This is a genomic window from Alteribacter populi, from assembly GCF_002352765.1.
Classification (GTDB): domain Bacteria; phylum Bacillota; class Bacilli; order Bacillales; family Salisediminibacteriaceae; genus Alteribacter; species Alteribacter populi.
This window is the reverse complement of the sequence record NZ_KZ293963.1, coordinates 1720117-1744984: the sequence shown is the minus strand read 5'-3', so window position 1 is coordinate 1744984 and position 24868 is coordinate 1720117. Positions and strand designations below refer to the sequence as shown.

Annotated in this window: 25 protein-coding genes; 19 read left to right on the top strand and 6 right to left on the bottom strand. The window is 40.4% G+C overall.

Annotation, left to right across the window (positions count from 1 at the left end; all coding sequences use genetic code 11):
- Positions 1-261: 261 nt before the first annotated feature.
- The 3 genes from CDZ94_RS08500 to CDZ94_RS08490 all read left to right on the top strand — a co-directional run bounded on the left by CDZ94_RS08500 (position 262) and on the right by CDZ94_RS08490 (position 3566).
- Positions 262-1449 (top strand): acetate kinase, encoded by a 1188-nt coding sequence (locus CDZ94_RS08500; RefSeq protein WP_096436119.1) that lies wholly within the window; start codon positions 262-264, stop codon positions 1447-1449.
- A gap of 346 nt (positions 1450-1795) precedes the next feature.
- A complete protein-coding gene (locus CDZ94_RS08495) occupies positions 1796-2677 on the top strand; it encodes a 3'-5' exoribonuclease YhaM family protein (RefSeq protein WP_096436117.1) in 882 nt (293 codons plus the stop codon).
- Between the two features lie 52 nt (positions 2678-2729).
- The gene (locus tag CDZ94_RS08490; RefSeq protein ID WP_096436115.1) at positions 2730-3566 is read left to right on the top strand and encodes an EcsC family protein; all 837 of its coding nucleotides are present in this window, start codon (positions 2730-2732) and stop codon (positions 3564-3566) included.
- Positions 3567-3613: 47 nt separating this feature from the next.
- Here CDZ94_RS08490 and CDZ94_RS08485 read toward each other — a convergent pair whose 3' ends face one another.
- Positions 3614-4060: a universal stress protein gene (locus CDZ94_RS08485; RefSeq protein ID WP_096436113.1), complete on the bottom strand. Its 447-nt coding sequence runs from the start codon at positions 4058-4060 to the stop codon at positions 3614-3616.
- Between the two features lie 156 nt (positions 4061-4216).
- On the opposite strand from CDZ94_RS08485, the gene CDZ94_RS08480 reads away from it, so the two are divergent.
- The 3 genes from CDZ94_RS08480 (at position 4217) to CDZ94_RS08470 (ending at position 5966) form a co-directional block, all read left to right on the top strand.
- The gene (locus CDZ94_RS08480; RefSeq protein WP_096436111.1) at positions 4217-4411 is read left to right on the top strand and encodes a hypothetical protein; all 195 of its coding nucleotides are present in this window, start codon (positions 4217-4219) and stop codon (positions 4409-4411) included.
- 341 nt (positions 4412-4752) lie between these two features.
- Complete coding sequence (locus tag CDZ94_RS08475) at positions 4753-5511, top strand: SDR family oxidoreductase (protein ID WP_096436109.1); 759 nt, start codon at positions 4753-4755, stop codon at positions 5509-5511.
- A gap of 53 nt (positions 5512-5564) precedes the next feature.
- Positions 5565-5966: a hypothetical protein gene (locus CDZ94_RS08470; protein ID WP_096436107.1), complete on the top strand. Its 402-nt coding sequence runs from the start codon at positions 5565-5567 to the stop codon at positions 5964-5966.
- A gap of 265 nt (positions 5967-6231) precedes the next feature.
- On the opposite strand, the gene CDZ94_RS08465 is transcribed toward CDZ94_RS08470, so the two are convergent.
- A complete protein-coding gene (locus CDZ94_RS08465; RefSeq protein ID WP_096436105.1) occupies positions 6232-7332 on the bottom strand; it encodes a M24 family metallopeptidase in 1101 nt (366 codons plus the stop codon).
- 179 nt (positions 7333-7511) lie between these two features.
- Here CDZ94_RS08465 and CDZ94_RS08460 point away from each other — a divergent pair, with 179 nt between their 5' ends.
- From CDZ94_RS08460 to CDZ94_RS08450, 3 genes are all read left to right on the top strand, one after another.
- Positions 7512-8195 carry a metal-dependent hydrolase gene (locus CDZ94_RS08460; RefSeq protein WP_096436103.1) on the top strand — a complete coding sequence of 228 codons (684 nt, stop codon included), beginning with the start codon at positions 7512-7514 and terminating at the stop codon, positions 8193-8195.
- Positions 8196-8334: 139 nt separating this feature from the next.
- Positions 8335-8604, top strand: a complete 270-nt coding sequence (locus CDZ94_RS08455) for a hypothetical protein (protein ID WP_096436101.1) — start codon at positions 8335-8337, stop codon at positions 8602-8604.
- 91 nt (positions 8605-8695) lie between these two features.
- Positions 8696-10006, top strand: a complete 1311-nt coding sequence (locus CDZ94_RS08450; protein ID WP_096436099.1) for a DRTGG domain-containing protein — start codon at positions 8696-8698, stop codon at positions 10004-10006.
- A gap of 170 nt (positions 10007-10176) precedes the next feature.
- On the opposite strand, the gene CDZ94_RS08445 is transcribed toward CDZ94_RS08450, so the two are convergent.
- Positions 10177-10506 carry a YtpI family protein gene (locus tag CDZ94_RS08445; RefSeq protein ID WP_157812132.1) on the bottom strand — a complete coding sequence of 110 codons (330 nt, stop codon included), beginning with the start codon at positions 10504-10506 and terminating at the stop codon, positions 10177-10179.
- A 266-nt stretch (positions 10507-10772) separates the two neighbouring features.
- Between CDZ94_RS08445 and CDZ94_RS08440 the strand changes: the two genes are divergently transcribed.
- Positions 10773-11714 carry a DHH family phosphoesterase gene (locus CDZ94_RS08440; protein ID WP_096436095.1) on the top strand — a complete coding sequence of 314 codons (942 nt, stop codon included), beginning with the start codon at positions 10773-10775 and terminating at the stop codon, positions 11712-11714.
- A gap of 97 nt (positions 11715-11811) precedes the next feature.
- Here CDZ94_RS08440 and CDZ94_RS08435 read toward each other — a convergent pair whose 3' ends face one another.
- The 3 genes from CDZ94_RS08435 to ytrH all read right to left on the bottom strand — a co-directional run bounded on the left by CDZ94_RS08435 (position 11812) and on the right by ytrH (position 13012).
- Complete coding sequence (locus CDZ94_RS08435) at positions 11812-12000, bottom strand: YtzJ family protein (RefSeq protein ID WP_096436093.1); 189 nt, start codon at positions 11998-12000, stop codon at positions 11812-11814.
- 179 nt (positions 12001-12179) lie between these two features.
- Positions 12180-12683: a sporulation membrane protein YtrI gene (gene ytrI, locus CDZ94_RS08430; RefSeq protein WP_096436091.1), complete on the bottom strand. Its 504-nt coding sequence runs from the start codon at positions 12681-12683 to the stop codon at positions 12180-12182.
- Positions 12680-13012, bottom strand: a complete 333-nt coding sequence (gene ytrH / locus CDZ94_RS08425) for a sporulation membrane protein YtrH (protein ID WP_096436089.1) — start codon at positions 13010-13012, stop codon at positions 12680-12682. The genes ytrI and ytrH overlap by 4 nt, the downstream gene beginning before the upstream one ends.
- Before the next feature lie 296 nt (positions 13013-13308).
- Between ytrH and dnaE the strand changes: the two genes are divergently transcribed.
- From dnaE to CDZ94_RS21825, 9 genes are all read left to right on the top strand, one after another.
- On the top strand, positions 13309-16704 hold the full coding sequence (gene dnaE / locus CDZ94_RS08420) for a DNA polymerase III subunit alpha (RefSeq protein WP_157911723.1): 3396 nt from the start codon (positions 13309-13311) through the stop codon (positions 16702-16704).
- Positions 16705-16791: 87 nt separating this feature from the next.
- Complete coding sequence (gene ystJ, locus CDZ94_RS08415; protein ID WP_096436085.1) at positions 16792-18036, top strand: NADP-dependent malic enzyme; 1245 nt, start codon at positions 16792-16794, stop codon at positions 18034-18036.
- Positions 18037-18131: 95 nt separating this feature from the next.
- Positions 18132-18797, top strand: coding sequence for a FadR/GntR family transcriptional regulator (locus CDZ94_RS08410; protein ID WP_096436083.1), 666 nt, complete (start codon positions 18132-18134; stop codon positions 18795-18797).
- A gap of 144 nt (positions 18798-18941) precedes the next feature.
- Positions 18942-19811: an acetyl-CoA carboxylase, carboxyltransferase subunit beta gene (gene accD, locus CDZ94_RS08405; protein WP_096436080.1), complete on the top strand. Its 870-nt coding sequence runs from the start codon at positions 18942-18944 to the stop codon at positions 19809-19811.
- A 2-nt stretch (positions 19812-19813) separates the two neighbouring features.
- Positions 19814-20791, top strand: coding sequence for an acetyl-CoA carboxylase carboxyl transferase subunit alpha (gene accA, locus CDZ94_RS08400; RefSeq protein WP_096436079.1), 978 nt, complete (start codon positions 19814-19816; stop codon positions 20789-20791).
- Between the two features lie 247 nt (positions 20792-21038).
- Positions 21039-21998: a 6-phosphofructokinase gene (gene pfkA / locus CDZ94_RS08395; protein ID WP_096436077.1), complete on the top strand. Its 960-nt coding sequence runs from the start codon at positions 21039-21041 to the stop codon at positions 21996-21998.
- Between the two features lie 105 nt (positions 21999-22103).
- Positions 22104-23858, top strand: coding sequence for a pyruvate kinase (gene pyk, locus CDZ94_RS08390; RefSeq protein WP_096436075.1), 1755 nt, complete (start codon positions 22104-22106; stop codon positions 23856-23858).
- A gap of 238 nt (positions 23859-24096) precedes the next feature.
- Positions 24097-24498 carry an FxsA family protein gene (locus CDZ94_RS08385; protein WP_096436073.1) on the top strand — a complete coding sequence of 134 codons (402 nt, stop codon included), beginning with the start codon at positions 24097-24099 and terminating at the stop codon, positions 24496-24498.
- 212 nt (positions 24499-24710) lie between these two features.
- Complete coding sequence (locus CDZ94_RS21825; protein WP_280951840.1) at positions 24711-24839, top strand: hypothetical protein; 129 nt, start codon at positions 24711-24713, stop codon at positions 24837-24839.
- The last annotated feature ends 29 nt before the right edge of the window (positions 24840-24868 follow it).

Here is a 24868-nt window from a genome sequence, read left to right as displayed (position 1 = left end):
TCTGTACGGAAACAGTATGAATACGGATGACGGCTGATCTTACAGCTTAATCATCATAAAAAGCTGTACTCTGTGTTATAGTTTAATTTTTAAAAAACTATAACAGAGGCTTGCAATCTCTACTTCGAAGTGGTTTAATATGTGATGGTGAAAATATAACACATAAAATGATATGAAGAGGACAGTTCCTTTTCATCTTTTCATTGAACACACACTTGTTCAAAGCAAGTAAGGGTAAAAAGTTGAAGGAGCGATTTTGTTATGTCAAAAATAATAGCCATCAACGCTGGAAGCTCATCTTTAAAGTTTCAACTGTTAGAAATGCCGGATGAAACAGTTGTAACAAAAGGTGTCGTTGAACGGATTGGATTAAATGATTCCATCTTCACAATTGAAGTGGATGGGGAAAAGCAAAAAGATATTCTTAATCTTGAAGATCATGCACAAGCGGTTAAAATACTGCTGGATAAACTTACTTTCAATGGTATTATTCAATCGTTGGATGAGATAGAAGGAATCGGCCACCGTGTTGTTCACGGGGGAGAAAAGTTTAATGATTCCGTTGTAATCACTGAAGAAGTGATTAAAGGAATTGAGGAAGTGTCTGAGCTGGCACCATTACACAACCCAGCTAACTTAGTGGGGATTCGGGCATTTCAGGAAGTGCTTCCCAATGTGCCTGCTGTAGCCGTCTTTGATACAGCATTCCATCAAACGATGCCAAAACAATCTTATTTGTACAGCTTGCCTTATGAGTATTATGAGGAATACGGCATTCGTAAATATGGGTTCCACGGCACGTCTCACAAATACGTTTCACAACGTGCAGCTGAGATCCTTGGACGTCCACTGGATCAACTTCGCTTGATTTCATGTCACTTAGGAAATGGTGCGAGTATTGCAGCGATTGAAGAAGGAAAATCCATTGATACATCTATGGGCTTTACACCGCTTGCTGGTGTTACAATGGGAACTCGCTCTGGTAACATTGACCCCGCGTTAATTCCGTATATTATGGAAAAAACAGAAATGAGTGCTGAAGACGTTATTCAAGTGTTGAATAAGAAGAGTGGAATGCTTGCTCTATCTGGTTTTTCAAGTGACCTCCGTGATATCGAAGAGTCTGCTGATGAAGGAAATGACCGTTCAGAATTAGCAATGAACGTATTTACATCTCGTATTCACAAATATATCGGTTCGTATGCGGCGCGTATGCACGGATTGGATGCGGTTATCTTCACGGCAGGGATTGGTGAAAACAGTGACACGATCCGCGCTCAAGTGCTAGAAGGCCTTGAGTTTATGGGGATTTACTGGGACCCAGCCTTAAACAAGGTTCGAGGAGAAGAAGCGTTCGTTAACTATCCTCACTCGCCAGTAAAAGTCATTGTTATTCCAACAAACGAAGAAGTTATGCTTGCAAGAGATACCGTACGTTTAACTCAATAATCTTTAAAACCGGGACTGAGGTAATATCAGGTACCCGGTTTTTTTGTAAGAATTTATAGAGCGACACCTACTCCAGTGGTAGAAGCAACAATAGTCTTCTTGCGACGAGGAACAGTTGTATCAAATAGCAACAATCGTTTAGAAAAGAGCCTTTAGAAAACAACTAAAAGTAAAAAGCAACAAACTTTACAAAAACAGTTTGGAGAAAACGTTCTTTAAAAAAGTGAAGCTTATAATGAGTTGTGCCACTCTTACATATACTGAAGACTGAAGGAGAAATATTTTACCGATAAAGATGAAATAGTATAATAACATGTAGAAAGTCTAGCTAAAGCGGGGGATCACGATGAAGACAATTGCAAACGCACAAGAAGGGGAAAGGCTGGTTGGTTTTTTTCTCGTAAAGGAAAGGGAAGTCCGCATAGCTGCTAACGGGGATGAATATATGAATTTGGTTCTAGGTGATGAGTCCGGCACCATTCCATCTAAAATATGGGAAGTCACGGATCAACAAAAAAGCGCCGTCCAAAAGAAGACGATCTTAAAAGTCGATGGTCAAATTCGCTTATTCCGAGGAAAGAAACAATTGCAAATCAACCGTGTACGAGTCGCTTCTGAGGAAGACCAAATCGATATCCAAAGTCTTGTCCAAAAATCAAGGACACCAAGGGAAGAACTGTGGCATGACTTAAGAATGATCGTTGATGATATTCATAGTGAAACGTACAATGCAATTATCCGGAAAATCCTTGGAGATAAAGAAATTAGAGAAGGGCTTACGACACTTCCTGCCTCAAAAACGATGCACCATTCATACTATGCAGGCTTATTGGAGCATGTCGTTTCGTTATGTCATGCTACTTTACAATTGCTTTCTGTATATCCAGACTTAAACAAAGACTTGTTAATCACGACTTGTTTATTACACGATATCGGAAAAACAAGGTGGATAAGCGATGCGATTACACCTGATTATACGGAAGAAGGTGAGCTCATGGGGCATCTAGTCATGAGTGTGGAAATGATAAATGAAGCGACCACTCAAGCAGGAATTTCGATTCAAAATGAGGAAGTAGTGGCGTTAAAACACTGTATTTTAAGTCAATTTGGTGAGGTAGAAAAGGGTTTTGGAAGTCCTATTTCCGGTAAACTGCCAGAAGCGATTTTTTTTAATGCAATTGAAGAGTTGGACGCAAGATTGAACGTCGTTGAAATGGCAAAGGTTTAGATTGAAATTATCGTATGTTTTGTTGCTAGTTTGAAATAAGGAGGTAGGTGGGATGAAGATGTCTAGAGCAGAACAGGTGCTAAAAGAAATAGAGGACTGGGAGAAGTCGTATTTTAAAATCGAAGGAACTGACATCTCACTTACATACCAAAAGTGGATTAACCAAACGTATTCCTCATTGGATGCTCGGTGGCGCTCGAAACTGCTAACGCTTATGGATGATATTTTGTTTCATGTACAAGCTGCCATACAACAAACGACCTACGAAAAACAAACCGAGGTATCTCTATTTACCCAAGCACGAATATTTAATGAGGATATCCATGAAATTAAGGACATGAAGAAACTAACCATTGACCAGCTTAGGTTCATAGCCAGAAAGCAACTCGCTAAGCAACGACTCCTCTCGCTTGCTCAAGGGGGGCTCACAGGTGTTGGCGGACCGTTGTTTACATTAAGTGATCTTCCTCTTGTCCTTGCAATTAACCTGCGTACCATTCAACAGCTCGCAATGACGTATGGATATGACTTGCGTAAACCTTATGAAATGATGTTCGTCCTGAAAGTATTTCACGTCGTTTCGTTGCCGCGTCACTTTCAGTATCCTGCATGGAAGGATCTTGAAAAAGAAGCCGAGTCAGCAGATGAAGAATGGTTATTTTACGATGGAGATGAGAATATCATTTCTCAAGCTTGGATGCAGCGCCCACTTCAAAATATAACAAAACTCTTCTTGCTTACAATGTTGCGAAAAAAACTCGTCCAAGGAATTCCTTTGTTCGGTATTATTACAGGGGCAACTATTAATTACCGGTTTACGAGGCAAATAGCTGAGGGAGCGCATCAATTTTATGGGAAAAGACACTTACAGGAAAAACTACGCAGGTAATGTTAAGGAAAGAGACCCCTTTTCATTTTATAGGGTGATTTTTGCAGTTACTTGACTTCGCTTCGAACAATGAGCACATCACATCTTGCGTGTCGGGTAATATATTCCGAAACACTGCCAATTAAAAAGCGTTCAACAGCATTTAAGCCAGTAGCGCCTGTGACTATTAGGTCTATGTCATGTTGTTTGACGATATTTTTTGCTATCTTTACTTTAGGTGATCCGTAATCGGTAATGATTTGTACATCTTCAACCTGATTATTTTGAGCTTGTTTTTTGTATTCATTTAACATACGTTTTGCATCATTTTCTACTTCTCTTACGATTGAGCGGTCATAAGGCTCGACCGAAGCAAAGGATCGAGTGTCGACAACGTGAGTTATAAACAGGGTACTTCCATATTCCTTTGCCAGCTCACTTGCTTTTCTCAGCGCTCGCTTTGCTTCCATGGATCCGTCTACAGCTACTAAAATCCTTGAATAGCGTACAGTCATTATAAACGCCTCCTTAATATCTAGTATGAATGTAATAAGGGAAATGTTAACTCTTACTATACCAATCCATTACCAACTTTATTATCCATCAAACATAAATGACCGAACTTCGTTAAATACTAACACCTAATTGAAGTATGATAAGGGGGTGTTTGTATGCCGAAAAAAACGAAGCTTTCTTCTGGATTGTATGAAAATGAAGGGGAAGTAACGGTTCATAATCAATTGATGGACTCCTATTATCAACATTCTCCTGAGCAAGAGTATAATGAAGAATTGGCTGAAGAGCCACTGCAAGTGAGAAAGGAAAAAGAAACACCTAAAAAGAAGGCTAAAAAGAAACAAAAATAAAGACAAAAAATCATTAAGGAGCCTCCTTAATGATTTTTTTGAAAAAAAGTATAGAGCTGACTCCTAACGCTTTTTTTAATAAAGTCACTTTTCGCATAAATTGTCGTTATTGATTTATAAAACGAAAGAGCGAAAGGCGGAGACTCCTGCGGAATTCGAGCGAAGATTTTATCTTATTAAAAGCAATAATCTTTTAGGAAACTGTTTTAACAAAAGACCGCTATTGCGGTTTTTCTTATGTATTACATAACTACATGGGGAGGGGGAGCATTCTTTTTTTACATGGATCCTATCACTTAGTATAATATAAAGTACGTTGAGCGAGATGAAAGGTGATGGCGATGCGTCACGCATTAATTACAGCAGGTTCTAAAGGTTTAGGTAAAAAAGTAACCGAAAAACTGATCCAATCAGGGTATAGCGTTACGATTCATTACCGAAGCGATGAAGAAGCGGTAGACAAGCTTCATCAAGAGCTAAAGGAGTATGAAGGCTACTTTAACTTTATAAAAGGTGACCTCAATGAGAAAGAGGATCTTAATCGGATTGTGAAGAATACCGTAAGACAGTGGGGGAGAATTGACGTTCTTGTTCTTAATGCAGGTCCCTATATTTTTGAAAGAAAGAAGCTAATGGACTATTCAGAAGCAGAATGGAGATCGATGATCGACGGGAATCTTAATTCAGCATTTTATCTCTTTAAATCGGTTATTCCTCTCATGAGAGAGCAAAAGTTTGGCAGGATCATTACTTATGGCTTTCAAGGCGCGGAGCATGCACCAGGGTGGCTCTACCGGTCTGCTTTTGCCGCAGCTAAGGTTGGGCTTGTATCTTTGACAAAAACACTCTCACTTGAAGAAGCAGAACATGGGATTACTGCGAATATGATTTGTCCTGGTGAAATTGTGGGTGAAATGAAAGAAGCTTCTATTACTCACTCTAAAAGCCTTGCTGACTCAACAACACCGGTAGGCCGATCTGGAACAGGAGAGGATATTGCAAGAACGGTTCTGTTTCTTTGTGATGATCATGCGGATATGGTTACTGGCTCGGTTATTGAAATCACAGGTGGGGTAGATGTTTTACATAAGTACCGTTAATTTTGAATAAAAAAGCGTCCGTATCCTCACAATGACGATAGAGGTGAAAGACGATGGCAAATAAAAAAAGAATGGGAATTTTTGCATTAATGCTGCTTATCGTTTCCTTTGTACACTTTCATGGGTCAGCATCTGCGAATGAACAGGATGTCCAAAGGGAATTAATGTTGTACAATTCCCTAAAAATTACAGTGGTCTCAGAGGAAACGTGCTATGAATGGGAATACGAAAATCCGAATCACTTTGAATATGAAAAAGGTAAGCGGGTCGTAAAAGGAACTGAAGCTAAAGAAAAAGTGGTCGAAGTTCTAGAAATGTTAAGGTTCTCGCAGGGTCCATCAGCTGAGCAAATGGCAGCTTATATGAAACAAAACGGGTTTGAAGGAATCGAGTCATTAAAGATTAAAATGCTTGATCAAGACCGTTGCCTTTTCACATGGGTGTGGAATGAATAAGACTTTTATAAAGAAAAAAGCAACAACCTATACATTACATCATAACGTAAAAAAACCTAGATAATGTCCGGATCTAGGTTTTTTTCATTTCTAATGTTTCTTTTATTAAAGGTGTTTTCTAAAAGATTGTTGCTATTTGTTTTTTGAGCGTTAGGCAAGCGCATGCTTGCCCTGTCACGAATTGCGTGACAGTAAAACGCTCAAAAACAACAGCTTTATGAAAACAGCCTTTTAATAAAAGCGAGTTATCAGGTTTTTCTATTATCTATTTAGCTGCTACAATTTGCAGGTTTTTCGGATAGGAGGTGAAGGTCTCATATCCGTCTTTTGTAATGTACACATCGTCTTCAATGCGGACGCCCGCTTGATTTGGAATGTAAATTCCCGGTTCGATCGTAAACGCCATTCCTTCCTGAAGTGGAGATTCATTCTTGGCGTGCATAGAAGGGAACTCGTGAACTTCTATACCTAATCCGTGCCCAAGCCGGTGAGGGAAGTAGTCGCCATATCCTTTCTCTGCAATCCATCCTCTTGCTGTACGGTCTAGTTCTCCGATAGCTGTTCCAGGCTTACAAAGTTCCAGCGCTTTTTCTTGTGCTTGTAGTACCGTTTCATAGATCGATTGGTCAGATTCTTTTATGTGATCGAAAAAGACGGTACGTGTAATATCTGAAGCATAGCCTTTCCAAATCACACCAAGGTCAAAGAGGACGGCATCGCCTTTCTGCAAAGTACGAGTGCCCGGGTTACCGTGAGGGTCTCCAGCTTTCTCTCCGAACAATACCATCGTAGAAAATGCCATTTCACGAACACCTTTTTTCTTTAACTCATACTCGATCGTTGCGAGTACTTCCATTTCGGTAACGTTTTCGCGAAGAGCAGATACACCAACCTTAACACCGAAATCAGCAAGAGCGGCTGCTTCTTTCAACAATTCTACCTCTGATTCTTCTTTTAATAAACGACCTGTCTCCATCGCTTCATCCACTTCTACGAAAGAAGCTTCAGGAAAAGCTCGTTTTAACTCTTTTAAACGTTCCCAGGAAAGGTTTCGTTCAACGGCAACTGTTTTAACAGCTTTGATTCGCTGTTCCCACGCCTCTTTTAACATGCTCCATGGATGATCGGTGTCACTATACCCTAAAATATCCCCATCTTTTAAAATATCTGAAACTTGGTTTACTTCCATTCCGGGGCAAATTACTAAAGGTCTCTCATTGTGAAAAATACATGAAGCTACTAATCGTTCGTGTGGATCAGTGTCAAAACCCGTCGTATAAAACACATTAGCGCGAGTTTGCAACATCGCAACGTCTACATTTTGTTTTTGCATCCATTGCTTAAGTTTTTCTAGTCTGTTATTCAAGTTAAAAACCTCCTGATTCCTAGTCCGGTAAATTTGACCATTCGCATGTACTATCTTAACATATATGAGTAAAGAAGGTTTTTAAAGGGTATCTATCCTTACATAAGGTGTATAAAAACTTTGGAAATATTACACCTAAACTATTAGAGTACAGCTATTAAATAAGGAGTGAACTAATCATGAAAGTATCTTTTCACGGCCATTCAGTAGTAAAAATTGAAACGAACGGAACAAACATTTTGATTGACCCCTTTATTAATGGTAATGGCGAAACTGACTTGAAAGCTGAAGATGTCAAAGCCGATGTGATACTGCTAACACACGGGCATAATGATCATGTCGGAGATACGGTTGATATTGCTAAACGAAATGATGCCCTTGTGGTAGCTCCTTTTGAATTAGCTACCTATTTAGGATGGCAAGGTATCAATACTCATCCGATGCATATTGGAGGAGCTCATGAATTTGGATTCGGTAAAGTGAAATTGACGCAAGCTTTCCATGGTTCATCGTACACAGAAGAAGAGAATCAAAAGATCGTGTATACAGGAATGCCGAGTGGAATTCTATTTTCAGCAGAAGGGAAGACGGTGTACCACGCAGGGGATACCGGTTTGTACTCGGACATGAAACTATTAGGTGAACTCCACCGGATTGATTTGGCATTTCTGCCGATTGGAGATAATTTCACGATGGGACCTGAAGATGCAGCCATAGCAGCAGAATGGATCGGAGCAAAAAAAGTCGTCCCTGTACACTACAATACATTTCCGGTTATTGAACAAAATCCGAATGCCTTTACTAATTTATTAAAAAACGACACTGGTTTTGTGATGAAGGCAGGAGACAAAGTAGACCTATAAAGGTTGAAATAGATACATCTATATTAAACAGCGGAGCTCTCATATGAGGGCTCTGTTGGTTTTCCGGTTTTTTTCTTATGGATACTCGTTTCGTTCTGTTTATAAAAGACAAGTCATATGGTGTAGTGAGGTGATAAAAATGAAAAGCTCCAGATTATTTTTATGTATATTACTCACTTTTTTACTTCTTTATTTAGCCCTTCCGAGACTACCAATAACTGCTGAAAATGGGATGGGGAATTGGTTTAGCTTTACTTGGCTTTTATTTGCTTTTCTTGTATTAGGAGGAAATGTTTACAGCTGGCTGATTGAAAGAGAGAAAAGTGATCGTAATGACCGTAATACGGACCGAGAATGGGGAAAGAGAAAGCGAAACAGACAGCGAAAAAAGGTGTATGAAACTCTTTGATGACCTTGAAACACTTACCCTAGAAGATTATACTTGTATTAGTACAGGATGAATTCAAAGAGTGACACAGCTCTTTTAGGGTGGGAATCGTATGACAAAACATGAACAGATTTTAAAACATATTCGCTCGTTAGATGTAGGGAGTAAAATCTCAGTACGACAAATAGCTAAGGCACTTCAAGTTAGTGAAGGAACAGCTTATCGTGCAATTAAAGATGCAGAAAACCAAGGCACCGTTAGTACAATCGAGCGGGTAGGAACGATTCGAATTGAAAAAAAGCAAAAAGAAAACATTGAGAAGCTTACATTCGCAGAAGTGATTAACATTGTTGATGGACAAGTTCTCGGCGGACGAGATGGGTTATATAAAACATTGAGTAAGTTTGTTATTGGGGCGATGAAAGCAGAAGCTATGATGCGGTATGTTGAGCCTGAGAACCTTCTAATTGTAGGAAACAGAGAACAAGTACACAAGTTGGCTCTAGAATCAGGAGCCGCTGTTTTAATTACTGGAGGCTTTGAAACGAGTGATGAGGTAAAAGAGCTTGCTGATCGTCTTCAGCTACCAATCATGTCTACAAGCTACGATACGTTTACTGTAGCTGCGATGATTAATCGGGCTATTTATGACCAGTTGATCAAAAAAGAAATCTTACTAGTAGAGGATATTTTAATTCCAATAAATCAAACGTACCTTATGACAAATGCACATACGGTGGAAAAATGGCATGAGTTAAATAAACGGACGAGCCACAGCCGTTACCCGGTGATTGATGAAACGGATCAAAGACTGTTAGGAATGGTAACAGCAAAAGATGTCATGGGGGTTAATCCGTTTGTTGAAATTGAAAAAGTGATGACAAAACAGGCTATTTCAGTCACGTCAAAGACCTCCGTTGCTTCAGCCGCACACCGAATGGTATGGGAAGGAATTGAACTGTTGCCTGTAACGGATGCTAACCGAAAACTCCAAGGTGTAATCAGCAGACAGGATGTATTAAAGGCGTTGCAGATGATCCAAAGACAGCCTCAAGTTGGCGAGACGATTGAAGATTTAGTGACACGTCATTTTGAAGATGTTTCTACTTCACAAGACTACGTCTATCGTCTCGAAGTTACACCGCAGATGACGAACCACTTGGGGACAGTTTCTTATGGTGTTATGACCACAATTGTGACAGAAGCGGGCAGTCGGGTTCTTAGAAAATATAAAAAAGGGGAGCTTGTTGTAGAAAACATTACCCTTTTCTTTATTAAGCCAGTTCAGATTGACAGTGAGATGAGAGTATATCCTCGAGTATTAGAGGTTGGAAGAAAGATTGGAAAAGTCGATGTGGAGATTTTTCATGAAAATCAAATTGTCGGAAAAGCCATGCTCATGGCTCAACTTATCGACCGGTAGACCAGTAGAGAAAAAGGTGTCCTTAAGCGGAGTGCTTAGGACACCTTTTTTTAAAAGATAATTTATAAGAGGACAGCTACCTTCACGCCGCTCGTCTCAAGGGAAAAGCACCATTGAGACTATAAAGCATGCGCTTGCCTAACGCTCAAAACAAATAGCAACAACTTTCATTATTTTTTTGCTGTTTCTTGCTGAGTCTCTTGTTTTTTTAACTCTTCTGCTTCTTGTTTAGCATAAGGAAGAAATGTTTGGTAATTTTTTATTCCGAAGAAAACGTTGATTCCCCCGTAAATGATAAAGATAACACCAACGAAGGTCGCTATGCTTGTTCCGAAATTGATCATAGCATTCAGCCCGAAGATTGCAATGAATATACCAACGGCAATGCTGCCTTTTGCACCGTACCATCGTTTTTCCATTAATCCTGTAGCTTTGACTTGCTGGACTTTATAATAAACAAATAAAATCAGTGATACAACGATAACAATAGGGAAGAACATGGACATTCTCCTTTTTCAAATATAATAGTTACTATCTAGGGTGATTCAAAAAGTCCGAGGAAAACAGTTATCGAACTAAAGGACCTTCTGCTAAGACCGCCTCGATCTACGCAGGCTTTATTGTCCTCATTATTGACCACACACTATTAGCTAAAATAGCATAAAAATCAAATGAATATCAAGCTAAAGTGGCTTATTGTACCTTTTAAAAATTTGGGATAACCTTATACTAATACTTATACTAGCAATAGATTGGAGTCAGAATGATGAAGCGAAAAATCATTGAACAGATAAAAAAATATCAAACGATTATTATCCACAGGCACGTCCGCCCTGATCCTGATGCAGTAGGATCTCAAGCCGGATTGAAACAACTGATATTAGCTAATCATCCAGAGAAAAAAGTTTACATTACAGGTGAGGACAGTGAAGAATTTTATTATTTAGCAAAAATGGATGACATTCCCGATGAAGAATATAATGATGCACTTGTGATCATTTGTGACACGGCAAATTTAGCGAGAGTGGATGATGAGCGGTATACCCAAGGGAAGCAAGTTATTAAAATTGATCATCACCCTGAAGTTGACCCTTATGGAGACCTTTCCTGGGTAGATATTGAAGCGAGCTCTACGAGTGAGATGGTGTGTGAATTGTATGATGAATGGGACAATACAGGAGGAACTTGGAATGTTGAGGTTGCAAGATTGTTATTCGCTGGAATTGTTGGTGATACTGGTAGATTCCGCCATCCAAACACAACAGACCGCACCTTTTATTGGGCTGGCAGACTTATAGAAACTGGTTTTTCAAGACCAGAGCTTTATGACGCTATGTATGAAAAGTCGTTAGATCTCGTTCGCATAGAAGGGTATGTCTTGTCTCAAGTTGAGCTACTTCCATCGGGAGCGGCTTTCATTAAGCTACCACAAAAAACGCTAGCTGAATTTAAAGTTGATGCAGGAATGACAGCTAGCATTGTCAATGCCTTCTCAACTATGAAAGGAGTTAAGGCTTGGGTATTTTTCGTTGAAGAAGAAGAGTTGATTCGTGTTCGTCTCCGCTCAAAAGGACCTATAATTAATGATTTAGCAACGAGGTATCATGGAGGAGGACACCCGATGGCATCAGGGGCAACCGTCTATAGTTGGGAGGAAGCCGATCAATTATTGGAGGAGCTTGACGACATTTGTAGCAAGGAATTGTAAGTGTCTCTTGTTCGTTTCCGTCGCATGTTTTAAAATTTCAAGTGTGCTTTACTTCCTAACTCTCAAAGAAACAAAGAGCGGGACGTCTTCTTTAACGTCACGCTCTTTGTTTAGGGATAAACCAAGATCCTAATGTCGTCTGGTCTACAATGACATCGAGGCCTATCGTATCAATTTCTTTTTTGATGAGGTCGGACACTTCCTTCGATTCGGCGAAAGCGGAAAACCCAGCTTGAATTTTTTTTACTTTTTCTTTAGCTAACTTACTTCTGCTCATGATTTTCATTGCATTCAACTCCTTCTCATCGTTATATGCAAGAATCTTTACATTGGTGACTGCGGCGATTTCTGTTAATCCTTATTTATAGTATACACCAATTTATTAAAAAGTAGTTATTTTTGGAAAAACGTTCAATGAAATGACAAATAAGTTGAGCAAAAAAGTAGGGAATTTGTATACAGCATTCATTCTGCTGCATGGATACTTAGCTCTAATTCTAGCGTAGTATATAACGTTAGTTGTTCAACTTCTAGCTGATAGCGCTTGTCACCAATTACAAATATTTTATTTCGCACCGCTTTTAGTAACAATTCTTTTGAACTGTAGACGGTTTCGATGCTTTTATTTTTAACGAGCTCTAATTCACTTTCTACATCTTCTTTAAGCTCAAACAGGGTAAGCTCACTCAAATTCACTTCTTTTTCATTAGTAAAGTTGATTTTTATTGTTTGAACCGTCAGCTTTTGCTGGTTCTCTTTGTTTTGTTCATCTTGATCTTTTTGAAGGATATCAATGGTTTTTTCATGGTTTTCAACGGTAGATTTTTGTTTATTAATTTCCATCACTAACTTTTCATGGACATAACCAAAATTGTATAAGAAAAAGAGCCAGCCAATAAGCATCCCTAAGATGACGCCGACAAAAAAACGCTGCCAACTTTTGTCATGGTGAAAAGGAGGGATTCTCACTTTATCCCTCCCTGTGTGAGCCACTGAATTAGAACAGTTCCGCTATGAGCTCCGCTTAACGCGGCGAAAATCATAATGAGTGTTTTGAAAATGTCAGCATGCGTGCCTTCAAAAATCCCCCGTTCTAGAGTGGAAATCGCATCGAAAGTGCCTCCTATAGCAGCAACAAGAGCCCAAATCTTGAGACTTGATGCCAAGTCATGCATGATGGAGAGAGGGGGTTTACCAATTAAATAGGCACCAATTCCACCAACAATGGTACCGCCGATAATAACACCGAAGGCTACAAAATAATCGATAATTAACGTTGCTAAAAAGTCTTTGTCCACTGTTAATCCCTCCGGATGTGAAACACTTTTATAGGTTGGATATCCGTTCTAAGTTACGAACTTGAGTGCAATAGCCCTTGAACAACCTCTACTACATGTCTATGGAAAACCAGGAAAGATATGATAGATAATAATGCATGGTGTCACAAACATGCGTTTGCGTTACAATATAGAAAAGAACATTGATATAAGAAGGTTGTTTCATAAAGTTTGTTGCTTATTGAGCGTTTTTTAATTTAAAAAAATAGCAACATCTTTTATAAAAGAGTCTTTAAGAAAGGGAGAGGAGGATGGAGATGAGCTATGTCCACCTTCACGTGCATAGTGAATACAGCTTTTTATATGGCGCGGGGAAGATCGACCACTTGGTAGCGCAGGCAAAGCACCTTGGTTTCCCAGCGTTAGCTTTGACTGACCGGAACGGGATGTATGGTACGGTCCCATTTTATAAAGCATGTAAAAATGCTGGGATTAAGCCTGTCATCGGCGTTGAATTGACATTCAAGAAATCCGACGGCGAATCATCATCCCTATTTCAGCTCGTCCTGTTAGCGAAAAATAACAAGGGATTGCAAAAGTTAATGCAGTTAACTTCGCTTGCCTATGAGCAAGAAGAACGAGGGAAGCCAATTATTCAATTTGAGGATTTACATAACATTCAGGAACTGATCGTGATCTCTCCATTTGAAGGAGGGCTTGTTCAGCAAAGAGTTAAAGAGGGTGGCTTATACAGAGCGGATGAAGCTTTAGTAAACTTGCAACGTACTTTTGGTGAAATCAATGTATATATTGAACTACAACAGCATAACCGAGCTGAAGAAAAACAGTTGCTTCTTGATTTAAATGAATGGAAAAAGCAAACAACAGAAAATCCAAGGTTTGTGGCGAGTAACCATGTCCAATTTGTAACAGCTAATCAGGGAAGGGCGCACCGAGTTGTTCAGGCTATTGGTAGAGGACAGACACTCGAAGAACTTCCTGAAATTGTATCATCCGATGAATATTATTTGAAATCATCACAACAAATGAAAGCCTTGTTTGAAGCTTGGCCAGAGGCATGCAAGAATACAGAAATAATTACAGAGCAATGTAATGTTGAGATTGAATTCGGAAATCAAGTATTGCCGAAATACCCTGTTCCATCAGACAAGTCCGCCATCGCATTTCTCCGCGAACGATGTGAGGAGGGAGTCGTAAAAAGATTCGGCTCTGTACCAGATAAAGAGGTTTGGAAGCGGCTTGACTATGAGCTTTCTGTCATTAATGACATGCATTATGAGGATTATTTTCTCATCGTTTGGGACTTTATGGCTTATGCACATGAAAAGGGAATACTAACGGGTCCTGGGAGAGGTTCTGCGGCTGGATCACTCGTTGCGTATGCCTTGGAAATTACTGATGTAGACCCGATCAAATATGAACTTTTGTTTGAACGGTTTTTAAATCCTGAACGCGTGTCCATGCCTGATATTGATATCGATTTTCCTGACGACAGGCGAGACGAAGTGATTCACTATGTTGCAAGTAAATATGGGGCATGTTATGTAGCACAAATCATTACGTTTGGTACGTTAGCTGCAAAAGCGGCGATAAGAGATGTAGGCAAGGTGCTGAGTGTAAATCAGCGTCTCATAGACCGTGTGGCAAAGTTGATTCCATCTAAGCCGAATGTTACTCTCACTGATGCGTTAAAAGAAACCCCATCATTAAAAAAATTGGTTCAAGAAAACGATGATCTTCAGGAGCTTTTATCTGTCGCAATGGAAATCGAAGGGCTGCCAAGACATACTTCGATTCATGCAGCGGGAGTTGTCATTAGTGAACATAAACTCACCGAAGTGATCCCCATTCAAACCGGTAACGACGGCTTGAAAGTGACCCAATACCCTATGGGCACACTAGAAGAGCTTGGCTTGTTAAAGATGGATTTCTTAGGGCTCAGGAATTTGAACTTCATGAAAAGTATCGTACAACTGATTCAGGAAGATTATCAAAAGGCGGTGGATATAAAAACGATTCCCTTTGACGATGTCGCAACCTTTCAATTACTAAGTGAAGGAGATACGAGTGGCGTTTTCCAATTAGAATCAACAGGTATGCGCAATGTTTTAAAAAGACTGAAACCAACGGAATTTGAAGATATTGTGGCTGTCAACGCTTTATATCGTCCTGGTCCAATGGAAAACATTCCAGTTTACATCCGTCGTAAGCATGGTCAGGAACCTGTAACTTATCCGCACAATGATTTGAAGCCGATCTTAGATAAAACTTATGGCGTGCTGATATACCAGGAACAAATTATGCAAATTGCGTCAAAAATGGCGGGATTCACACTTGGAGAAGCGGATATTTTAAGAAGAGCAGTAGGAAAGAAAAAACGTGAAGTTCTCGAAGAAGCGAGAGACCAGTTTACGTCCGGTGCCCAAAAAAGAGGGTATGAGCTTCGGGAGGCTAATCACGTTTACGATTTAATTGTACGCTTTGCTGATTACGGTTTTAACCGGAGTCACGCCGTTGCCTATAGCGTTATAGCCTATCAATTAGCTTATTTAAAAGCGAACTTTCATACTTCATTTTTGACTGCTCTATTGTCAGGTGTATTGCACCATCATGAAAAAATGGCCGAGTATCTTTCTGAAGCGAGAAAAAAAGGCATTGAAGTCAAAAGGCCCTCAGTGAATGATAGTGGTGCACGCTTTTCCGCTTCGGGTAAGACAATCCGGATTGGACTTAAAGCAATTAAAAATGTTGGTATTCAATCGGTAACGGCGATTTTAGAGGAAAGAAGAAATGGTGTGTTTAAGGATTTGTTTGATTTATGCTCACGAATTGAGGCAAAGGTACTCCCGAAACGAGCGTTGGAAGCTTTGATTGTTTCTGGTGCGTGTGATGATTTTGGCATTCACCGCGCAGGACTCTTAGCCAATCTTGATTCAGCAATAGAGTTTGGAGAAAAGGCTCGTAATTTCATACAGCAGAACGAAACTGCTTTATTTAAAGAAGATCTGGAAAAACCGGAGTACTTTGATGTTCCGCCATTTGGCGAGCAAGAGGCACTTTCGTTTGAAAAGCAAATCCTCGGTTTTTATGCGTCAAATCATCCACTTCATCCTTATCTCGATCATCTTACCTCTTATGATCGCAAGTCAATCAAATTGATTGCTGACGATGGTCGAGAGGGAGGAAAAGTCCGGTTAGCAGGCCTTGTTGAAGATGTGAATGTAATTAAAACAAAAAAAGGTGATCAAATGGCTTTTGTGATCCTTTCTGATGAAACAGGTGAAATGGAAATTACTTTTTTTCCTAAAACCTTTGAAAAGTATAGACAAATGGTTGAAAAAGACCAACTTGTGTTCATGGAAGGCACAATCGGGACTCACAAAGGACAGTTGAAAATTCATGCTGATAAAATGACATCGATTGAATCGGTGATAGCTAAAGCTAACAATGAAGTTAAATCTTTTATTCTGTATGTCAAGATCGATCAAAATCATCAGGACTCAGGCTACAAAGACCGCTTAAAACGATTGCTTCAAGATGACCCTGGTGATGTACAGGTCGTATTATACGACGAAAATAAGAAAAAGGTTTATCGATTGCCGAGTGAATGGAACGTCTCTGCTAATAAGAATCTTTTGTCTAGGTTGGAAGTGTTACTTGGAGAAAAAAATATCATCCTAAAACAAGAATAGGTGTATATCCGAATAGGATTTGTTATAATGGAAGTTGTTTGAAAGTGGTCAGACCACTAAAAATCGAAATGAAAAGGGAGTGGGAGAATGGCGACATTAAGAGAGGAAGCACTACATATGCACCGTGTGAATAAAGGAAAGCTTGAGACGGTATCAAAAGTAGCCGTCAAAAATGCTGATGATTTATCCTTAGCCTATTCACCAGGAGTTGCAGAACCATGTAAAGCCATTTTCGAAGATCCGCAATCTGTTTACGAATATACAATGAAAGGTAATATGGTTGCTGTGGTATCAGACGGAACTGCTGTTCTAGGGCTTGGAAATATTGGACCTGAAGCTTCGCTACCGGTAATGGAAGGAAAAGCAGTTCTTTTTAAGTCATTTGCCGGTGTAGATGCTTTTCCTATTTGTTTAAATACAAACGATGTGACTCAAATTGTGGAAACCGTAAAGCTGATGGAACCTACGTTTGGAGGCGTCAATCTTGAAGATATTGCAGCACCAAGATGCTTTGAAATAGAGAAGCGGTTGAAAAAAGAAATGAATATTCCTGTCTTTCATGATGATCAACATGGCACAGCAATTGTAACAGCAGCAGGTCTGTTAAATGCTCTTAAGATAACCGGTAAATCAATGGCTGAAATTAAAGTTGTTGTCAACGGTGCAGGTGCAGCAGGCATTGCGATCATTAAGCTTCTTTTGAGCATGGGCTGTAAAGACATTATTTTGTGCGACTCAAAAGGAGCGATCTACGAGGGACGTTCATTTGGGATGAATGATTTAAAACATGAAATGGCTCAAGTAACGAACAAAGATAAGCTTGAAGGGGAGCTTGTTGATGTTGTTGAAGGCACTGATGTTTTCGTTGGCGTTTCCGTTGAGGGAGCTCTTACGAAAGAAATGGTGGAAAGCATGAATCCTGATCCGATTATTTTTGCGATGGCAAACCCTAACCCAGAAATTATGCCGGAAGCGGCAAAAGAAGCTGGAGCAAGTGTAATTGGAACCGGGCGATCAGACTTCCCGAACCAAGTGAACAATGTGTTAGCTTTTCCAGGGATTTTCCGTGGTGCGCTTGACGTGTATGCTACTCATATCAATGAGGAAATGAAGGTAGCGGCTGTAAAAGCAATCGCAGCTCTTGTTCCAAAAGATAAGTTAAACGCTGATTATGTTATTCCAGTACCTTTTGACGCAAGAGTAGCACCTGCAGTCGCAAAAAGTGTAGCGGTAGCAGCGATGGAAACAGGCGTTGCCAGGAGGAAAGTAGATCCTGAGGCTGTTGAAAAGAAAACAAAACAGCTAACGATGATTGATGAAACTAACGATTAATGTGAATGTTTTAGGAGTTCGGAGGCCCCATTTTTTGGATGGGTTCGATATTCTGAACTCCCCTTCCTATTTACGGATGAAAGCAGGTGGACTTCATGACCTTAACGGGTAACAAGGTCTATCTTAATATATTAAAAGAGCTGGATCAGATTATTCACGCTGATCAGCTTTTACCGGGGGATAAACTGCCCTCCGAACGAGAACTCGCTGAGCGATTAAAGGTAGGTCGCTCGTCAGTGAGAGAAGCGCTTCGTGCCCTGGAACTTCTTGATTTAATTGAGACACGAAAAGGAGAAGGGACCTTTATTCAACGAGCAGGTGGCCATCGTCTTGCAGAAATTTTAGCAGGCTTCTTTTTAAGAGATACAAAGGCACGTCAGGACGTAACAGAGACACGGCGGATAATTGAGATTGAAGCTGTCCGTCTAGCATGTACCCGGGCAAATGATGGACAACTTGAAAAAATACGTAAAATAATAGAGCAGTCAAAACAGGTATTGTCAAAAGGTGAGATTCCAGCAGAAGAAGATTACTTGTTTCATAAGGCGCTTGTTGAATCTTGTCATAATCGTTTAATGTTAAATATATGGCGTCCGTTAGTGGAATACAGTAAGGTTGCACTTAAAGAATCGCTGGCCAGAGAGGGCCGGGCTGAAGATGCGATTCATGAACATACAGCTATTTATGAAGCGATCAATCAAAATGATGAACCACTAGCTGTAGAATCTTTAAGGAATCACCTCGAAAATAGTCGTTTTTAGCCTTAAGTTGATGATATACGAAGAACGAACCACCTTGAAATGATAACAACGACAATGGTATGATGGAAAAAATTTACGTCATCTACAGTCTGTCGTTTACTATAAAAATGAAGAAACTAGGACTTAGATAAATGAGGTGAAAACGTGTTACGGGATTTGTTTTCAAAGAAAAAAAAGTACGCAACTATACCTTCTGAGGAAGCGAAGCAGGAAGTTCCTGAAGGCTTAATGACGAAGTGTCCGCAATGTAAGAGCATTATGTATACAAAAGAATTGAAAAAGAATCTTAGTGTATGTGAATCATGTGGCTTTCATCACAGATTAAGTGCTTACGACCGTATGGATTCGGTTTTCGACCATGGTACATTTGAGGAGTTTGACCAAGGGGTGATTGCAAAGGATCCTCTTGAATTTCCTTCTTATCTTGAAAAGTCTCAAGCCGACCGTGAGAGGACAGGGTTAAATGAAGCGGTTGTTACAGGGAAAGGGAAGATCAACGGTTATCCTGCAGTTATCGGAGTAATGGATGCCCGCTTTCGTATGGGGAGCATGGGGTCGGCTGTAGGAGAAAAGATTACACGAGCGATTCAGCGCGCGATTGATGAGGACATGCCTTTTATTATGTTTGCAGCGTCTGGTGGGGCAAGAATGCAAGAAGGCGTGTTCAGTTTAATGCAAATGGCGAAAACAAGTACAGCGTTAAATAAATTGAGCAATGAAGGCGGCTTGTTCATTTCAATTATGACCCATCCTACGACAGGTGGGGTGTCTGCGAGCTTTGCATCTTTAGGAGACTTCAATCTTGCTGAGCCTGGGGCCATGATTGGTTTTGCTGGCAGAAGAATTATTGAGCAAACAATTCGTCAAGAATTGCCTGAAGACTTCCAGACTGCGGAGTTTTTACTTAAGCACGGCCAGCTTGACCGAGTTGTTCCAAGGAAAGAATTAAAGGATACTCTTGAGACGATTTTGAGCATCCACTCAACAAACGAGAGTGAAGAAAAGGAGGTGTAATCATGGCAGAGGAACTACCGTTTGAAAAACCAATTACAGAATTACGACATAAAATAGCTGAACTAAAAGCCTTTACATCAGAAAAAGGCATCGATCTTTCAGGTGAAATTGAAAAGCTAGAAACTAGATTAGAACAGCTTGAAGAAGATATCTATGGAAATATAAGCCCTTGGAATCGTGTACAACTTGCACGTCACAGCCAGCGTCCTACGACGTTAGATTACATCAACCAGTTATTCACCAATTTCCTTGAACTTCACGGAGATCGATTGTATGGGGATGATGAAGCGATCGTTGGTGGAATTGCGAAGTATCGCGGGAAGCCGGTTACGGTTATCGGTCACCAGCGCGGAAAAGGAACAAAGGAAAACATTCGCCGAAACTTCGGTATGCCTCACCCTGAAGGATATCGCAAAGCGTTAAGGCTTATGAAACAAGCTGAAAAATTTAATCGTCCCATTATAAACTTCATTGATACTAAAGGGGCTTATCCAGGTATCGCTGCAGAAGAACGTGGGCAAAGTGAAGCCATTGCACGGAACCTAATCGAGATGGCGGATTTGAAAGTGCCTATCATTTGTATCGTTATTGGTGAAGGCGGAAGTGGTGGGGCCCTTGCTTTAGGAGTTGGCGATCGCATCTATATGCTCGAAAACTCGACTTATTCGGTTATCTCACCAGAAGGGGCCGCAGCTTTACTATGGAAAGATGCTGGACAGGCACAACGAGCAGCAGAAACGATGAAAATTACTGCCCCGGACCTTAAGGAATTAGAACTTATCGATGATATCATTCCAGAGGTTCGTGGAGGAGCTCACCGTGATTTAGAGCAGCAAGCAAAGGCTATTGATGAAACCCTCCAGAAAGCACTTGAACAACTTAGTGGTTTCCAAGGAGAGGAATACGTTGAAAAACGCTATGAAAAATTTAATAAAATTGGCCAATATGACAATGTAAACGGTACCATTGGCGTTAATTAAGGAAAACAGCCTTCCCTCTTTGGGACGGCTGTTTTGTTTGACGTCTGATCTCTATTGTCATTGCGAATTTAAAGTGTTATTTTAAATGGTGTTCATGAGTATAAAAACCAATCTAGGAAAGTATAAGAAAAGCTATTTCGTGTTCTTGGGTGAGATTTAATCGCACTTTGGAAGAGCCTATAGGTTTTCTTTACACATAAAAGCATTAAAATGATGAAAAAGTACGTAAAAGAGGTGAATGAAACGAATGAAGCGCATTGGAGTGTTAACAAGCGGTGGGGATTCCCCAGGGATGAACGCAGCCATACGTGCAGTTGTTCGTAAAGCCATTTTTCATGGCTTAGAAGTGTACGGTATTGATCAAGGATATGCAGGGTTGATCAATGGCCAAATTAAGAAAATGGAGCTCGGCTCTGTAGGAGATATCATCCACAGGGGTGGGACAGTTCTCTACACAGCAAGGTGCGAAGAATTTAAGACATTAGAAGGACAGAAAAAGGGTATAGAACAATTAAACAAGTTCGGGATCGAAGGTCTGGTTGTAATTGGAGGAGATGGATCATTCCAGGGTGCCCAAAAATTAACAGAACATGGTTTCCCTACAATTGGTGTTCCGGGAACGATCGACAACGATATCGCTGGAACAGACTATACGATTGGTTTTGACACCGCATTAAATACGGTAATTGATGCGATTGATAAAATTAGAGATACGGCAACTTCCCATGAACGTACATACGTCGTCGAAGTCATGGGCCGAGATGCAGGGGATCTTGCTCTCTGGTCCGGTTTGGCTGATGGTGCAGAAACGATCTTAATTCCTGAAGTAACGTATAACATGAACGATATAGTTGACCGTTTAAAGCGTGGAGCTGAGCGAGGAAAGAAGCATAGTATTATAATTGTAGCTGAAGGTGTAGGGTCTGGCGTTGATATCGGAAAAGAAATTCATAAGAAAACAGGATTTGAAACCCGAGTCACTGTCTTAGGACATATTCAGCGCGGTGGATCTCCAACAGCATCAGACCGAGTGCTTGCCAGTCGATTAGGTGCAGAAGCAATAGAATTATTGCTTGACGGACAAGCAGGAAAAATGGTCGGGGTTGAAAGTAATAAAATTGTCTCTCACTCAATTGAAGACGCGTTATCGCGCAAGCATGAAATTGATCAGGAAATGTACAGACTTTCACAAGAGCTTTCTATTTAATTTTACATCAATGTGTATGAATCATATATACTGAGCTAGGACCCATGCGTCCTGGCTCTCCTGCAGTAAATAAGAACCATGATTGATTTGAGGAGGATATCATTAATGAGAAAAACGAAAATCGTTTGTACGATTGGACCCGCAAGTGAAACGATAGAGAAGCTTTCAAGTTTAATTGCAGCAGGGATGAATGTATCCAGGTTAAACTTCTCACACGGAGACTATGAGGAACACGGTGCGCGAATCCAAAATATCCGTGAAGCATCTGAAAAGCTCGGAAAAAAAGTAGCGATTCTTTTAGATACAAAAGGTCCTGAGATCCGTACGCAAACGGTTGAAGGTGGCGAAGCAGAACTCACACAAGGTTCTGAAGTCGTAGTCTCCATGACAGAGGTGGTCGGAAATGAGAAGAAAATTTCGGTCACTTACCCGGGCCTGATCGACGATGTACAAGTTGGTTCAACGTTATTATTAGACGATGGCCTCATTGAACTGAAAGTAAAAGAAATCGGGAATGGCGAACTTGTTACTGAAGTTGTAAACAGTGGCGTATTAAAAAATAAAAAAGGTGTTAATGTTCCGGGAGTTAGTGTAAATCTTCCAGGGATAACTGAAAAAGACGCTAATGATATTATTTTTGGTATCGAACAAGATGTTGATTTTATCGCAGCATCTTTTGTCCGCCGCGCTTCAGATGTGTTGGAAATCCGCGAGCTTCTTGAAAAGCATGACGCAACGCATATTCAAATTATTCCTAAAATCGAAAACCAAGAAGGCGTCGATAAAATCGATGAAATTCTCGAGGTTTCAGATGGGCTTATGGTTGCCCGTGGAGATTTAGGTGTTGAAATCCCGGCAGAAGATGTTCCGTTAGTACAAAAGGAACTCATTAAAAAATGCAATCGTTTAGGAAAGCCGGTCATTACCGCTACACAAATGCTTGATTCTATGCAACGTAATCCTAGACCAACGAGAGCGGAAGCTAGTGATGTAGCGAATGCGATTTTTGATGGTACAGATGCGATAATGCTATCAGGAGAAACAGCCGCAGGAACGTATCCAGTTGAAGCAGTATTAACGATGAATAACATTGCCAAAAAAACAGAAACAGCATTGAAGTTCGAGGATATTCTTCGTAAACGTAGTCGAGAAAGTGAACACACGATTACCGATTCCATAAGTCAATCTGTTGCTCATACAGCGTTAAATCTCAATTCAACTGCGATATTAACGGCGACGGAAAGTGGTCATACAGCTCGTATGGTATCGAAATACCGTCCGAAGTCTGCGATCGTAGCGGTTACCCCTAGTGAACGAGTTTGTCGTTCTTTATGTCTTGTATGGGGTGTTCATCCACAAATTGGACCAACAGCTACAACAACGGACGAAATGCTTTCCACAGTTGTTGAAGAATCTTTGAAAACAGGTCTTGTAAGTCATGGAGACTTAGTGATCATTTCTGCTGGAGTTCCCGTAGGCGAAAAAGGCACAACGAATATAATGAAAGTTCACGTTGTCGGTGAAGTTGCAGCTAAAGGTCAGGGAATTGGACGTAAATCCCGTGCAGGTAAAGTTGTCATAGCACGAGATGGAAGTGAAGCCATTGAAAAAATGGAAGATGGCGCGATTTTAGTTACGACAAATACAGATCGTGATATGATGTCTGCTTTCGAAAAAGCTTCTGCCGTTATTACAGAGCATGGAGGTCTCACCTCTCATGCCGCAGTCGTTGGACTAAACCTCGGTATTCCGGTCATTGTTGGCGTCGACAACGCTACAGAGCTTTTTAATGATGGTGATGAGATTACAGTTGACGGCAGCCACGGAAACATTTATAAAGGCATAGCGAGCGTACTATAGGTATATCAAAAGGTTTGTTTTTGACCTTTTGATATACCTAGAAGCAATAGCGAAGCATTGCGTCAAATAGGGGTTTTTTGACGATCCCATTAGGCTGTAAATATGTAGCACATATCGTGTTCTTATTTTATACTACGAACCACTTTGCTGTGTCACACTCGACATGTGTCCCATTTCTATTTAAAATATAGACAGTCACCTTTAAAAGTGAGTTTTGTTTCATAAAGGAGAAGATAATATGGGACGAGTGTTTTTATTATTGTTAATTATAGTTCCAGCCATAGAAATTGGCGTGTTAATACTATCTGGTAATTTGATCGGAGTCATCCCGACGATTTTGCTAATTATTCTCACAGGGATCCTAGGTGCGGCCCTTGCTAAACGAGAGGGGCTTAACGCGATTCGCTCAGCTCAATTACAAGCTACGCAAGGGCAGGTTCCAAGCGGTGTACTTCTGGACGGTATTTGTATTCTTGTAGGTGGCGTGGTCTTATTAACACCTGGATTTATAACAGATGCATTTGGCTTCTTTTTACTAGTTCCTAAAACGAGAGGAATTTTTAAAGGATTTTTGCAAGGCATTTTTGAACGCGCCATTCGATCGGGAAATGTCGTCTTTTACCGAGGACGTCGTTTCTAAACCCCACTCTGAATATAAAGAAGCCGGTTGCTGTTAAGAAGCAACCGGCTTCTTTTACGTTAGAGGATGCTGAATAAGTAGCATACGTCTGCGTATCAAGAGGATATGCTCTTTCTCATGGAGAGAATCTGCAAGGAAATAACTCTCCTTTTACCAAAAAACTTTGCACCTTATTTTGGGTACATATGAAATAGTCAAGGGGTGCTGCTGCAATGACGGAGACTCCAGAAGCAAAAGCAACAGTAGAAGTCGCCGCAGTGAGCACGCCTTTCGCGAATGAGGAGGGTGAAGCGGTGCCTGCGGAAAGAAAAGCCACGGAAGCGGCACCCTTTGTATTTTGAGTTATTCAGCAATCTTTACGTTAAGAAAA